The sequence below is a fragment of the Psychrobacter pasteurii genome (genome assembly GCF_900162815.1).
GTDB classification, from domain to species: domain Bacteria; phylum Pseudomonadota; class Gammaproteobacteria; order Pseudomonadales; family Moraxellaceae; genus Psychrobacter; species Psychrobacter pasteurii.
Genome location: NZ_FUGD01000143.1, coordinates 1 through 13,628 on the forward strand (window position 1 = coordinate 1; position 13,628 = coordinate 13,628).

At 42.5% G+C, this 13,628-nt stretch carries 10 protein-coding genes and 1 pseudogene; 4 read left to right on the forward strand and 7 right to left on the reverse strand.

All coding sequences use genetic code 11. From position 1 onward, the window contains the following. Positions 1-48 precede the first annotated feature (48 nt). From msrAB to A1232T_RS12445, 6 genes are all read right to left on the reverse strand, one after another. Positions 49-1,563: a bifunctional peptide-methionine (S)-S-oxide reductase MsrA/peptide-methionine (R)-S-oxide reductase MsrB gene (msrAB, locus tag A1232T_RS12420; RefSeq protein WP_244152473.1), complete on the reverse strand. Its 1,515-nt coding sequence runs from the start codon at positions 1,561-1,563 to the stop codon at positions 49-51. A gap of 240 nt (positions 1,564-1,803) precedes the next feature. Next, positions 1,804-2,685, reverse strand: coding sequence for an ATP-binding cassette domain-containing protein (locus tag A1232T_RS12425; protein WP_077449704.1), 882 nt, complete (start codon positions 2,683-2,685; stop codon positions 1,804-1,806). 78 nt (positions 2,686-2,763) lie between these two features. After that, on the reverse strand, positions 2,764-4,644 hold the full coding sequence (locus A1232T_RS12430) for a glycine betaine ABC transporter substrate-binding protein (RefSeq protein ID WP_077449705.1): 1,881 nt from the start codon (positions 4,642-4,644) through the stop codon (positions 2,764-2,766). A gap of 287 nt (positions 4,645-4,931) precedes the next feature. Further along, complete coding sequence (gene arfB / locus A1232T_RS12435; protein ID WP_077449706.1) at positions 4,932-5,348, reverse strand: alternative ribosome rescue aminoacyl-tRNA hydrolase ArfB; 417 nt, start codon at positions 5,346-5,348, stop codon at positions 4,932-4,934. Between the two features lie 166 nt (positions 5,349-5,514). After that, on the reverse strand, positions 5,515-6,927 hold the full coding sequence (locus A1232T_RS12440; protein WP_077449707.1) for a coniferyl aldehyde dehydrogenase: 1,413 nt from the start codon (positions 6,925-6,927) through the stop codon (positions 5,515-5,517). 419 nt (positions 6,928-7,346) lie between these two features. Then, a complete protein-coding gene (locus tag A1232T_RS12445) occupies positions 7,347-8,228 on the reverse strand; it encodes an SDR family NAD(P)-dependent oxidoreductase (RefSeq protein ID WP_077449708.1) in 882 nt (293 codons plus the stop codon). Between the two features lie 322 nt (positions 8,229-8,550). Here A1232T_RS12445 and lipB point away from each other — a divergent pair, with 322 nt between their 5' ends. The 4 genes from lipB to A1232T_RS12465 all read left to right on the forward strand — a co-directional run bounded on the left by lipB (position 8,551) and on the right by A1232T_RS12465 (position 12,892). Beyond that, positions 8,551-9,291 (forward strand): lipoyl(octanoyl) transferase LipB, encoded by a 741-nt coding sequence (gene lipB / locus A1232T_RS12450; protein ID WP_244152474.1) that lies wholly within the window; start codon positions 8,551-8,553, stop codon positions 9,289-9,291. A 24-nt stretch (positions 9,292-9,315) separates the two neighbouring features. Beyond that, positions 9,316-10,062: a hypothetical protein gene (locus A1232T_RS12455; protein ID WP_077449710.1), complete on the forward strand. Its 747-nt coding sequence runs from the start codon at positions 9,316-9,318 to the stop codon at positions 10,060-10,062. A gap of 127 nt (positions 10,063-10,189) precedes the next feature. Continuing rightward, on the forward strand, positions 10,190-12,094 hold the full coding sequence (ilvD, locus tag A1232T_RS12460; protein WP_077449711.1) for a dihydroxy-acid dehydratase: 1,905 nt from the start codon (positions 10,190-10,192) through the stop codon (positions 12,092-12,094). A gap of 339 nt (positions 12,095-12,433) precedes the next feature. Then, positions 12,434-12,892, forward strand: coding sequence for a DIP1984 family protein (locus A1232T_RS12465; protein ID WP_077449712.1), 459 nt, complete (start codon positions 12,434-12,436; stop codon positions 12,890-12,892). A 478-nt stretch (positions 12,893-13,370) separates the two neighbouring features. Here A1232T_RS12465 and A1232T_RS14175 read toward each other — a convergent pair. Beyond that, positions 13,371-13,628: pseudogene (locus A1232T_RS14175) on the reverse strand (hypothetical protein); the annotation flags it as partial.

Sequence of the window (13,628 nt, forward strand, 5' to 3'; positions counted from 1 at the left end):
GGTTTTCATATGCTTAGTATCGCAAGATTAATTTTAGCTTACAACCCTTTAACGACTTCTTACGACAGTGTGTGTCGCCTTATATCCACCCCCTGAAGTAGGTGGTTTTACGGCGACTGGTGATAAATGGTCGTATTCATGGCTAAAGGCACGCTCGGTACCTGCCTTTTGAGTGATGTCATACTGCGACTTGGTCAAGGTGTTTTTTAACGCATTTTTATCAAAATTAGCGTAACGTTTTGGATCTAACGCTTCAGCTACCGTATTAGCAGGTGCCAGCTTAATCGTTTTACGGGTCGACTGAATCTTATCGTCAGCTAGGCTTAAATCAATATGACAATAGCCATTGGGATTTTTGGCTAAGTAATCTTGATGATACTCTTCAGCTAATGAGAAGTTTTGTAGTGGCTTGTTCTCTACCACAATCGGCTTACTATATTTTGAGGCAATATTTTCAAGTGCTTGCTCAGCCACCGCTTTATCGGCCGCATCCGTATAATAGATACCGGTGCGATATTGCACACCTCTATCATTGCCCTGTTTGTTTAGGCTGGTCGGATCAATAACCCGCAAATAGTACTTTAAAACCGTTTCTAAATCTATTTTATCCGCATCATAAACCACTTTAACGGTCTCAGCATGCCCAGAGCCGGCAATCACTTGCTCATAGCTTGGGTCGGTCAGTTTCGGATTACCATTGGCATAGCCGGAGATGGCATCCACTACCCCATCAACCCGCTCCATATAAGCCTCTAAACCCCAGAAGCAGCCACCAGCCAAATAAATGGTCTTGGTGTTAATCGGTGCGCCTTCTGAATTGTAATAGACACCATTTTTGCTATTAGGTGTCTCAGACTTGGCACTTTGGGTACTATCAGCCCCTGCTTGAGCTGGTTTGGCTTTGCTATTTTTGAGGTCAGCAAAGTCATTTTCTGCGTTTTCTGCCAGTGCATACGCCTGCTCTTCGGTAAGATTGCCTTTTATCAGGCGCACCAAATTGCCTTTTTTATCTAAAATGGCCCAACTTGGATAGACTTGTACGCCTAGCTGTTTGATTAAGCTGCCTGAATTATCAATCAACACTGGCAGCTTAGGATAATCTGTCTGCACGCCTGCGTACCACTGAGTAAAATCTGCTGACTCTTTTTCATTAAGATGGCCGGGGCTAGCAACCGTCACTACATTAAGCCCCTCAAAAGCAGCATCTTTGCGCCACGTTTCGGTCTCTTCAAGCGTGCCTAAACACAGTGGACACCAACTTGCCCAAAACTTCACTAAGGTGGGTTTATTAGAGTCCAACACATCCGCACCCGACTTGCCTAAACCTTGTGTCAGCTGCGGCAATCCGTTTAGTTGATTGAGCACCTCGGTAGGTAACATATCACGGCTGTCAGTAATACCTGTATTTGAGGATTCGGCTGTAGGTTTAGCACCGTTATCTTGAGCCACCTTACCGCAGGCAGGTAATAAGGTACCGCTGGCGACAATAAAGCCGGTCAATAGTACAAGACGCTTTAGTTGCGGACGCTTATCAAAGAGATTGTTAGTGGCTGAGTGTGACATGGGTGTAGAACCTTTTTTATTTGCTTAGGCTATTTTACGTAAGCTATTTGAATTTATAGCCTTTGGGCTATATACCTATAATGGTGACTGTCGAGGGCTATTGCAAAGAGAAATTTGTGATGAGGATAATATTAGATGAGTTTTATTGCGCTAAGTTGCTAATTGCATAACTTTTTACTCGTAAATTACTCATAAATTAAAACTCTTAGGGTTTGAAACATATTCTAATTCGCTATCACACTACCCCCTGGCGACCATAAAACGCTCAACATAAGCATCAGCAGGATTGTCCTGCAATTGCTGCGGCGTGCCTGTTTGTACCAGTCGTCCGCCGTTTAAGATACTGATGCGGCTGCCCAGCTTAATCGCTTCATCAATATCATGGGTAATAAACACAATGGTTTTATTCAGCTTATGCTGCAGCTCAAGTAACTGATCTTGCAATTGACCTCTGATTAACGGATCAAGCGCTGAGAAGGCTTCATCCATCAAGATAATCGGGGTATCCACGGCTAGTGCACGTGCTAGGCCGACTCGCTGCTGCATACCGCCCGACAGCTCATCGGGGTAGCTGCTTTCTATACCCTCTAATCCCACCTCATGTAGCCAGTGACGGGCTATCTCATGACGCTCGGATTTGGGCATCTTACGGACCCGAAGTCCATAAGCCACATTTTGAATTACTGTCATATGTGGCACCAGACCGAAGTGCTGAAACACCATACTGACGTTGTTTTGACGAAACTTCTGTAAGGGTTTGTCGCTAAGGCTAAGCACATTAATCACATTGGGCTGATCTGAGAGTTGCTCAGCGCTATCCAAATAATCAGGCGTACCCACACTGTGTTGAGTATCTATCCAGATTTTGCCTTCTGTGGGATCGATAAGGCGATTGATATGACGAATTAAGGTCGATTTACCAGATCCTGATAACCCCATAACACAGTGTAGCTCGCCGGCCTCAATGCTTAGATTGATATCATACAGCCCCACCGAATAGCCGGTCTGCTCACGTACCTCACTACTACTCATGCCTTGCTCTAAGAGCTTCAGTGCTTGTGCAGCTTCACTGGGAGTGACATCAAAGACTTTACTGACGTTTTCTAATCGAATGTGGCTCATAGCGGTGTTCTTTTTATCAAAAATAAATGGTTTTAGTATTTAAACTCTATTTTTATACTTGTTGTATGCCTAGATTATCTAGTTCTTGTTTTGATGACGCAGCTCATCACGCGCGCGTCGCCCTTGACCAAAAGCTTGAGTGATACGGTCAATAATAATTGCCATAATCACAATCGCTGTTCCTGCCTGCAAGCCCTGACCAATATTTAGCGTTTGAATTGATTGCAGCACATCCTCGCCAAGCCCTGGTGCACCGATCATGGAGGCCAAAACTACCATCGACAGCGACATCATCACTGCTTGGTTAATACCGGCCATGATACTGGGCAGCGCTTGTGGTAATTTAATCCAAATCAATAGCTGTTTGTGATTACTACCAAAGGAGCGACCGGCCTCTATCATCTCATGTGGCACCTGCTTGATACCCAGCATGGTTAGACGAATTAAGGGCGGCAGTGCATAAATGACGGTAGCAAATAAGGCCGGTACTTTACCGATACCAAACAGCATCAACACTGGGATTAAATACACAAAGCTTGGCATGGTCTGCATCACATCGAGTACCGGTGTGACCACTCGGCGCAAGCGATTGCTACCAGCCATCAAAATACCCATAGGAATGCCTAACACCATGGTCACAATCACTGAGACAATGAGTAGAGCCATGGTCTGTACTAATGCTGGCCATAACCCAAATGCCCCGATTAAAAACAGTCCAATGCCGCAAGTTGCTGCAAACCAAAGCTTACGGGTTGCCAGCCAGCCAAGCAGTGATACCAGTGCGATAATCAACCAAGGCGGCGTGATATACATCAGCCTTTCTATAGGCAGTAGCAAATAGGTTAAAGTTACTTTGCTAATCGAGCGAAACACATCACCGAAGTTTTGTACCAAATAGCTCAGTGACTGATTTAATTGATTTTCAAATGACCATTCTGGAAACCAGCTAAAGGCGGCAGTATTCGTATTGATATTACTGCTATCAATCGCAGAGCCATCCAAAGAAACATTCAGCGAGTTGGCTAAATTTTGTGCCGCCTCAGGTGTCAGCCACTGTTGCCACAGCTGCGAATTTTGCTGCAAGAATAGCTTGGCTTGTTCCTCTCCACTGCGCTTACTCTCACTCATTTGTAAGATAGCACCATTTAACGTGCCAGGCGTAAATTGCACTTTCTCAAAGACAGAGGCCAGCTCTGGATAGTTATTTATAAACGGGGTGGAAACAGCGACACCCAGATTCGATACCGGAAAGCCTGAGACACACTTTGTCTGACTATTGGCATCAAGCAGCTTATCCCAACACTGCTCATCATGTTTGGCAAACGGGATTTCAGCAAAGTCATATTTCGCCATCAGGCCGGTTGGCTGCCAATAATAAAACAACAAGGGTCTACGCTGCTCAAAGGCAGAGGAAATCTCAGCATCAAGGGCAGCCCCTGTGCCAGGATGAACGTTATTAAATTTAATTCCCTCGCTATTTGGCGTGGTCAAACCAGTATTTTTTAGCAGATGGGTATTAAACACCTCACAGGTCCAGCCCGTGGGACAGTTTAAAAACCTTGCATTAGATGGGTTTTCAGGATCAGTAAATAAGTGTGCGTATTTGGGCAAATCTTGATAGCTTTTTAATCCACGGTTGTCCTCAAGCACATATTTAGGCACATACCAGCCTTGAGTAGCACCGCCTTGTAAGGTATCGCCAATAACCGCCGCCTTACCAGCATCAATGGCCTCTTCCATAATCGGTGATCGCCCAACCCACTGCTCACCAATGACTTGTATGTCATCTTGTGCCAATGCGGTCTCTAATGCAGGCCCCGCACCGGGCACCAGTTCAGTATCACAGCCATAACCGTCTTCTGCGATGATTTGCAATACTGAGGAGATAAATTGACCACTCTCCCAAGTCAAAGAGCCAAACTTCACTGATTTACCATCAGCGGCACCACAAGCCGCCATAACCGGCGATGACCATAACGACAGACACAACAATAGCAGGCCCAGTAGAGAATATCGTTTAGCTAAGCTTGATTGGTGTAAGTGGCGTAAGTTAAGTGGGCGCAAGGCAATACCTATATCTGATTATTGTGGTTAAAAAGAGTGTTTTGATTTATTTAGCAAACTGCCTACCTTGGTTATACCGCAATCTGTCAAAAATTACCAATGCAGAGTGTCATTTTATATTCCCTAAACAATCTACTCTTTGTTGCCTCAGCACATAGCGTCTCTACTTATTCTCAAAACACCTACTCGATATTGACCTTACCTCGTAGCGCTTTAGTTCTGCCACGTTGCACTTTACTATCCGTACGTTTGCGTTTGGCGTTACGGCTCGGCTTAGTGGGAGTTCGGGCTTTTTGAACCTCAGTTCCAGCCAAAATGAAGTCTTTTAGACGCTCTATAGCATCAAGCTTATTACGCTCTTGGGTGCGATGCTGCTGAGCTTTAATAATAAGCACACCCTCTTTAGTAATACGACTGTCTTTGCTATCAAGCAATCGCTGCTTTAAGTCATCACTCAAGCTTGATGCGGCGATATCAAAGCGAAGATGAATGGCAGAGGACACTTTATTTACATTTTGCCCGCCTGCTCCTTGTGCTCGCATGGGGTTTAGCTCGATCTCTTTATCACTTAATTCGATATTTTTATTAATAAAAATCATAGTTTCCTTTTAATGGTTTTGTTTTATAAACATGCTTTATTAGGGTTAGCAGTTTTGAGTAAAAAATTGCCTAAAAAACAAAAGCCCCTCTATTATAGAAGGGCCTTAGCTTATGCGATTTGTTAGCTTAGCATCTTTATTTAGTAATCAGAATTACTTAGAGGTCTTATTTTGATAAAAACTCTAAGCCTCTTCTAAATAAATCACTATAGGGAGGTAACATGACGTTCATCGCATTGAATTTAGACTGCACAAACACAGGCTTCATATGGCTTAAACGCTCAAAGCCAGTTTGACCATGATAAGCCCCTATACCAGAATGACCCACACCACCAAAAGGCAACTCATGTTGGGCCACATGCATAATGACTTCATTGACCGCTACGCCACCTGAAACTGTGTAGTTTCGCACATAGTCAATCTCATCATTATCTTCACCAAAGACATATAGAGCCAACGGGCGTGGACGGCTATTAATAAACTCAACTGCGTCACGTAATCCATTAACGTGTACCAAAGGCAAGATAGGCGCAAACAGCTCGTTTTGCATTACCTCACTTTGTGTATCTGGATCCAGCACAATTACCGGAGGCATTAAGCGTGTTTCTGGATCAGCAGCAACATTGGTTAACGGTACCACCTGCTCACTGGGTAACTGCTCGAGATAGCCTTGCACTCGCTTAAACTGGCTGTCATTGATGATACGGGTATAGTCTTCATTATTAGCGATGTTAGGGTAATGCTTTTCAACCCATTCCTTCGCCAATTTAACAAACTTACTGTGTAGTGAAGAGTTAATCAGGACATAATCAGGGGCAATACAGGTTTGACCTGCGTTTAGAGTCTTACCCATCATCACTCGGTTCACAGCACTTTCTAAGTTCACCTCATCCAATACCACAACCGGAGACTTACCACCCAACTCCAAGGTTACAGGCGTTAAATTAGGGGCAGCAGCTGCCATAACTTGTTTGCCCACATTGGTTGAGCCAGTGTATAACAGATGATCAAAAGGCAGTGCACTAAAGGCTATCGCTAAATCTACTTCTCCAATGGCCACAGAGACCACATCAGCTGAGAAGTGACGAGAAACCGCTTCAGCAAATGCTTCGGCAAACAAGGGAGCCGACTCACTCATTTTAATCATGATACGGTTACCTGCGGTCAGCGCATCAATCATAGGACCTACGGCCAAAAACAAAGGATAGTTCCAAGGCACCATAATACCCACGACCCCTAGAGGCTGAGGCTGAATTTCGTTATGGGCAGGGCGATAGATGGTAGAGATAGGTGCACGGCGGGTTTTCATCCAAGACTTACCATGCTTTTTGGCATGAGAAATCCCTTGGAAACTTGGAAACAATTCTGCCAAGTTAGTTTCATCTTGGCTGCGATGACCAAAGTCTTGGCTTATTGCGTCAGCGAAGATTTGCTTATTTTCACTAAGCATATCCTCTAAGCTTTCAAGTAAAGTTTCTCTATCCGACCATGAATTAATCGGACGCTTGCGGCTCAGTTTGTACATGTGATCAAACTGATTTTGTAACTGCTCTTTTGTAGTAATAATACTCTGACTCATTCAAACATCCTTATGATTGCGTCATAAATAATTGTTGTTTAACTTAGCAAGATTGCAATACTGTGTTGGTTCACAAAAATTAAGGCGGCACTATTAAAATTAGCCGCCTAGTGGTTTTCTTTAAATAGTGTCTTTTTTTAAAAAAACAAATTTAAAAAAACCAAATTTTTATGAACCAAAGCCCTTTTTATTAAGGCTCTTAGTTAATTCAATTAATTGTACTAAGAGCCTGTTTAAAAAAGAGTTATTTTTTTGAAGAACTATATACCTAAAATGTAACAGCTCCACATCACAGTCTTGCAACTTAGGTCGGTGTTTTTGTTAATAATACAGCCCGACTTATAAGCTAGTATAAAAAATAGCACAATTCGTCCTTTAATTCTGCTATTTAATTTTTCTCACTACTAATTAGCAAGTAATTAGTGTGGTTCACCTGGTAGGATACGAGAGAACCCTCTTTGTAAAAGATTAGGCTTAGCATCTTTACGCTTAGCGTTTTTAAAGTCTGGGAAAATACGATAGCCCAAAGATTGGATACCTAGGTTAAACTTAGGCACTAAAGAGTAAGTAGCAGAAGCAAAGCGCCCCATGTTACTTGAAATACTCACTGGCTTTTCAACAATAGCCTTGGCTACTAAGTTAGCCGCTTCTTGCGGGCTTAAAGCAGGCATGTAGTTATACATCTTAGTCGGCGCAATCATAGGCGTACGAACCAAAGGCATATAAATAGAAGTTAAGTGAATCTTTTTGCCTTTAACTTCAGCAGCAACACAGCGACTAAACGCATCAAGAGCAGCCTTTGACGCCACATAAGCTGAGAAGCGAGGGGTGTTAGCTAATACACCGATAGATGAAATATTAATAATTTGACCTTTTTTACGCTTAAGCATATTAGGCATAAACTCTAGGACCAGTTTGACTGCACCAAAATAGTTGATGCTCATGGTACGCTCAAAATCGTGGAAACGATCTAAAGACTCATCCACAGAACGGCGAATTGAACGACCAGCATTATTAACTAAGATGTCCACATGCTTATGCTCTTTTAAAATAAGCTGTGCAGTATCAACAATAGCATCCATGTCTGTTAAGTCGCAGCTATACACACTGGCTTTACCGGCAAAGGCTGTGATCTTAGCTTGTACTGCTTCCAGCTTGTCTAATGAGCGGGCTATTAAAATCACGTGTGCACCAGCTTCTGCTAGCAAATAGGCCGTACTTTCGCCTATCCCACTAGATCCTCCAGTAATAACGATGTTTTTATTTTTTACAGCTTTACGTAGACGGCGAGAGGTTTTCATAGCACAAAATCCTTTTAGTTATAAATACTGTGATACATAGATCCAGGATAGTTTAAATATTACAAAGTAATTTGAGTTTAAGCAGGTTTCGATAATGCTTTAATCTGCAGTGGACTCTAATTACAAAACGGTGAGAGTAAAAAATATATTTTAATAAAAAAGCAGGTTTTGAATAGAAGAAACTTACCCCAAACTCTACTTTTTTTAGTTATCATAGTTAGTTGATATGAGTTAGTTAATATCAGTTAGTTAATATCTTTCGTTCTGTTATAGATAACCTGTCCCTAAAACAAAACATTATTTGATTATGGCTGTTTTACAAATGAATAACAATACTAGCCCAAACAATATTCCAGTCATTCGCACCCTATTAAATGCGGATTACACAAGCACTCATGAAGCTATGCTAAACACTACCTTGTCTCGTATTGAGAATAAAAAGCAAGGCATCATAACCCCAAATGAGATATGGGTCGTGGAACACAATGATGTTTATACTTTGGGTCAAGCAGGTAAAGAAGAACATATCTTACACCGCGGAAATACACCCGTTATTCAAACCGATCGTGGTGGCCAAGTGACCTGGCACGGCAAAGGCCAACTAGTACTATATTGGCTTATTGATTTAAATGAAGCAAATTGGACAGTGCGTGATATGGTCTCTCACGCCGAGCAGAGCCTTGAAGATATTCTAAACAGTTGTTTAAGCCGTGACTCACGCGGTCAAAGTTTTTATGCAAAGTCTCGCCGTGATGCTCCTGGGGTTTATATTTATAACAATGAAGATTTGATGTTAGGCAAAATTGCCTCTCTTGGCTTTAAAATCAAACACGGGTTTAGTTATCATGGCATCGCTTTAAATCTAACTTGTGATTTGGCTGCTTTTAATGCCATCAACCCCTGTGGCTATGCTGGCATGCAAATGTTAAAGCTTGAAGATTTTGCTAATTTAGAGTCAACATCAGATACCGGCATCTTCGACTTAGAGGTGACCAAGCAGCTGCTGTCAAATATTCAACAGCGTCTTGCAGGCGAAATTGAGCTACGCCCTTCTAATAATTAATCTATTAATAATGAGAGTTAAGTTATGACTACAGACGCAAGCTTTATGGCATCGAACACCCCGCTTGACCCCTCAAGGACCCCTGCTGATACAAGCTTGGAGACTGTGTCCACTGCTGATAATGCACTTCAAGCTTCTGCTGCCAACAGCTTACTAGCAAGCCCCAACACCCTGATGCTTAATGATTTATTAAATGATAAAGACACACCCTGGCAGGTTCATAATTGCAAAATTATTGATAAGTCGGTGACTCAAGAGCAGCTACTGCCTTTTATTTATCATTACGACGCCTTATCTGATGAGTTAAAGCAGCTGCACCCTTTAACAGGTAATCTGTTAAAGCAGTTTCAAACCCCCATGTCCGCTCAACAAGCCGCTCAGCTACTAGGGTTAGAGGCAGCCTTAGTCCCTACCCCATGGATGGTCAAGGTTACGGGCACATTAGTGATGTTTTGTGAGCGGCTGCAAATTGCCCTAAGATTAAAGTTCACCAACACTGCCAAAGACTACGACCCTGTTTATACCACGACTGCAGAGAAAGCAGTGGAAGCCTCCATGCAAGACTGGAACTTTTATGGTGACATCTTTGTGCTCAATAAGGGCAATAAGCCCCTTGTGATGACCTTGGATCATGACTGGATAGAGATACCGCAGTTGGCAGAGTATCAACTGTTACCTGGTGAGTATGGCCTGGCTGCTTTGGCCTTATTAGAAGAAAGCAAGTCCCATATTACTAATTTAGAAGACGCTATCAACCAAAGATTGATATAGCAATTTGTCCAAATAAATCATAATATTATGTTATACATAGACAATATTATTTGCTTTAACCAAAATCGGATTAATAGGTTACAATAGCTAATAGTAAATGAACCTCTAAAGATAAAAAGGATGTTGTATGCAATACCGCTCTAAGACCTCAACTTCAGGCCGTAACATGGCCGGTGCTCGTGCCTTATGGCGTGCCACAGGTATGACAGATGGTGATTTTGACAAACCTATTATTGCCATTGCTAACTCATTTACTCAGTTTGTTCCAGGCCATGTCCATTTAAAAGATATGGGACAATTGGTAGCAAGAGAAATTGAAAGAGTCGGTGGTGTTGCTAAAGAGTTCAATACCATTGCTGTCGATGACGGTATTGCTATGGGTCACAGCGGCATGCTGTACTCGCTACCGAGTCGTGATTTAATCGCTGACTCAGTTGAATACATGGTGAATGCTCACTGTGCAGACGCTCTAGTTTGTATTTCAAACTGCGACAAAATTACACCAGGTATGTTGATGGCTGCTATGCGCCTAAACATCCCAGTAATTTTCGTTTCAGGTGGCCCAATGGAGGCGGGTAAAGTATTGGCTGAAGACTTAGCGCCAAGCCACAATCTAGACTCTCCTGTAAATGAAGACGGTAAAAAAATCCGTAAGCTAGACTTAGTAGACGCTATGATTGATGCTGCTGATGATAATGTTAGCGATGCAGATGTCCTAGAAATTGAGCGCTCTGCTTGTCCAACATGTGGTTCATGTTCAGGTATGTTTACAGCCAACTCTATGAACTGCTTGACTGAAGCTTTAGGTCTATCACTGCCAGGTAACGGCTCATTATTGGCCACTCATGCCAAACGTGAACAGTTATTCTTAGAAGCAGGTCGCCGTATTGTTGATTTAGCTAAGCGCCGTTATGAGCAAGACGATGAGTCTACACTGCCCCGCTCTATTGCCACCAAAGAGGCGTTTGAAAACGCTATGAGTCTTGATATCGCGATGGGCGGTTCAACCAATACTATTTTGCATTTATTAGCAGCCGCACACGAAGCAGAAGTTGACTTCAAAATGGCCGATATTGACCAATTAAGTCGCCGTGTGCCTTGCTTATCAAAAGTCGCCCCTGCAACGCAAAAATACCACATGGAAGATGTTCACCGCGCTGGTGGTGTTCTAGCTATTTTGGCTGAACTAAACCGTGCTGGTTTATTAACCACAGACATTCCAACCGTTCATGCAAAAACTCTGCAAGAAGCACTTGAGATGTGGGATGTGATGAATACTGACCATCCAAACCATCAAACTGCTCGTGATTTATACATCGCAGCACCAGGTGGGGTACGTACCACGCAAGCATTCTCTCAAAATAAAGCATGGTCTAACCTTGATCTAAACCGTGAGTCTGGCTGTATTCGCTCTGTCGACAATGCCTATTCTACTGACGGCGGTCTAGCAGTATTATTTGGTAATATTGCTGAACGTGGCTGTGTGGTAAAAACTGCCGGTGTTGATGACAGCATCTTAACGTTTACCGGTCGTGCTCGTGTGTTTGAATCGCAGGATGATGCCGTTGACGCTATTTTGGCCGATAAGGTTGTGGCTGGGGATATCGTCATTATCCGCTACGAAGGACCTAAAGGTGGTCCAGGCATGCAGGAGATGCTCTACCCCACTTCATACCTAAAATCAAAAGGTTTGGGCAAAGAGTGTGCCTTATTAACCGATGGTCGTTTCTCTGGGGGCACCTCGGGTCTATCAATCGGTCATGCTAGCCCAGAAGCCGCTGAAGGTGGTGCTATTGGCTTGGTAGAAGAAGGTGATACCATTCACATTGATATCCCTAACCGCAGTATCAATCTTGAAATCTCTGACAGTGAATTGGCAAAACGTAGAGAAGAAATGGAAGCCCGTGGTAGCCAAGCGTGGAAACCCGTTAGCCGTGAACGTCATGTGAGCCAAGCTTTACGTGCTTATGCTGCTATGACTACCAGTGCCGATACCGGTGCTGTACGTGATGTTAGTCAAGTTGAGCGTTAAACTGTAAATCATTGTTATTATAAAAAGTCAGCTTCGGCTTAATGCCTGTCAGTTAAGAGATTTTATAGCAGAATCGTGAAATTTGTTTTTTCTAGAGCCCCATATTTATGGAGTCATCTGGTTTTAAAAAACCATATCTCCGCTAAGTCTCTTGCTTAACTGACTGGCATTACCGCTTCGGCTGGCTTTTTTTATGCTTAAAACATATTATTTTTATAACCCATAAAAAACGCTTAACTTATAGAGTCAGTTTCCTGTAAAGTTATTATCTTATAGAGTGAGCATTGTGCTCTTTATACAGAATATAGAACCTCTATCACCTATTAAATAGGAAATACCATGAAGCTCGCAGAAGCATTATTGATCCGAAGTGATTTACAAAAAAAGCTGTTTCAATTAAAAGCACGCATTGCCAATAATGTAAAAGTGCAAGACGGTGATACCCCAAACGAAGATCCCAATGCGCTCATCATTGAAGCCAATCAAGTCATCACCGAGCTTGCCTTACTAATAGAGAAAATTCACCGCACCAATGCTTTGAGTCAAATCAGCGAAGGCGAATCTTTATTGAGCCTATTGAATAAAAGAGATGAATTGGAGATGCGTCATAAACTTTTAATCGACGCCATTGATATGGCCAGTAACGAAGCTGCCCGTTATAGCCCCCGTGAAATAAAATGGAAAGTGATGGTCTCTGTGTCAGCCCTACAGAAGCAAGCCGACGATTTGTCCATGAAGTTACGTAAATTAAATCTTGTTATTCAAGCCAATAATTGGCAAATAGATTTGATGCAATAAGTCCTATTATTCTCTTCTAACCTTCCCTTATTTGCTACAATAATAATTGGAACTGACTGGGCGAGTGTCAAACCCCTTACCGCCACAACAGGGGGTTGAAAATATTCTGTAGTGGTTGCTAAGCGTTGTGGGCAGGCGTGATTTTTTTACTACTCATGCCCAGCACCCCTCACTTTTCATACGTTACCTATTATAGCTTACTACCAGACACTGACAGTCAGTTTCTCCCTTTCAAGGTTATAAATTTACCAAATCACAAAACTTATTTGTTTTTCATTAACTAAAAAATAACGGTTTTTATTAGTTATTCCTTCATCATAGCTTTCCTTGATACTTTATAATTTATTGTATCCGCACTTAAAATAATCGTATCTCGCCCTAAAATAGCTGCTCTGCTCTAGCCTAACCTACCTATAGGTATAGGGTGCGACTTGTCTTTGTAGGAAGATAAAAAATTACTCTGCACACGACAAAAAAATCATCCCCACCGGATTTTCATAGGTTTAGGGGTTAAAAAGCTAACTAACTGTCGAAATACAGTCTTATCATTGTTAAAAAACACCAAACGAAGACCTTCAATCAATAAATCCAGACCAAGCGCAAACAAACTGGCTTGAGGTCGAGCGTTTGACTTCAGCTTGCGTTTTAACGGCTTATCTTTGTCTTTATAAATACCGACATGATAAGCCCAACAAAATGCTAAGGCGTTCACTGCGACTAATTTACTGACCCGATC

What these genes read in the sequence shown, in the direction of transcription:
- msrAB (WP_244152473.1), bottom strand. Translation starts at nt 1,563, where the DNA reads ATGTCACACTCAGCCACTAACAATCTCTTTGATAAGCGTCCGCAACTA.
- A1232T_RS12425 (WP_077449704.1), bottom strand. Translation starts at nt 2,685, where the DNA reads ATGAGCCACATTCGATTAGAAAACGTCAGTAAAGTCTTTGATGTCACT.
- ilvD (WP_077449711.1), top strand. Translation starts at nt 10,190, where the DNA reads ATGCAATACCGCTCTAAGACCTCAACTTCAGGCCGTAACATGGCCGGT.
- A1232T_RS12430 (WP_077449705.1), bottom strand. Translation starts at nt 4,644, where the DNA reads ATGGCGGCTTGTGGTGCCGCTGATGGTAAATCAGTGAAGTTTGGCTCT.
- arfB (WP_077449706.1), bottom strand. Translation starts at nt 5,348, where the DNA reads ATGATTTTTATTAATAAAAATATCGAATTAAGTGATAAAGAGATCGAG.
- lipB (WP_244152474.1), top strand. Translation starts at nt 8,551, where the DNA reads ATGAATAACAATACTAGCCCAAACAATATTCCAGTCATTCGCACCCTA.
- A1232T_RS12440 (WP_077449707.1), bottom strand. Translation starts at nt 6,927, where the DNA reads ATGAGTCAGAGTATTATTACTACAAAAGAGCAGTTACAAAATCAGTTT.
- A1232T_RS12445 (WP_077449708.1), bottom strand. Translation starts at nt 8,228, where the DNA reads ATGAAAACCTCTCGCCGTCTACGTAAAGCTGTAAAAAATAAAAACATC.
- A1232T_RS12455 (WP_077449710.1), top strand. Translation starts at nt 9,316, where the DNA reads ATGACTACAGACGCAAGCTTTATGGCATCGAACACCCCGCTTGACCCC.
- A1232T_RS12465 (WP_077449712.1), top strand. Translation starts at nt 12,434, where the DNA reads ATGAAGCTCGCAGAAGCATTATTGATCCGAAGTGATTTACAAAAAAAG.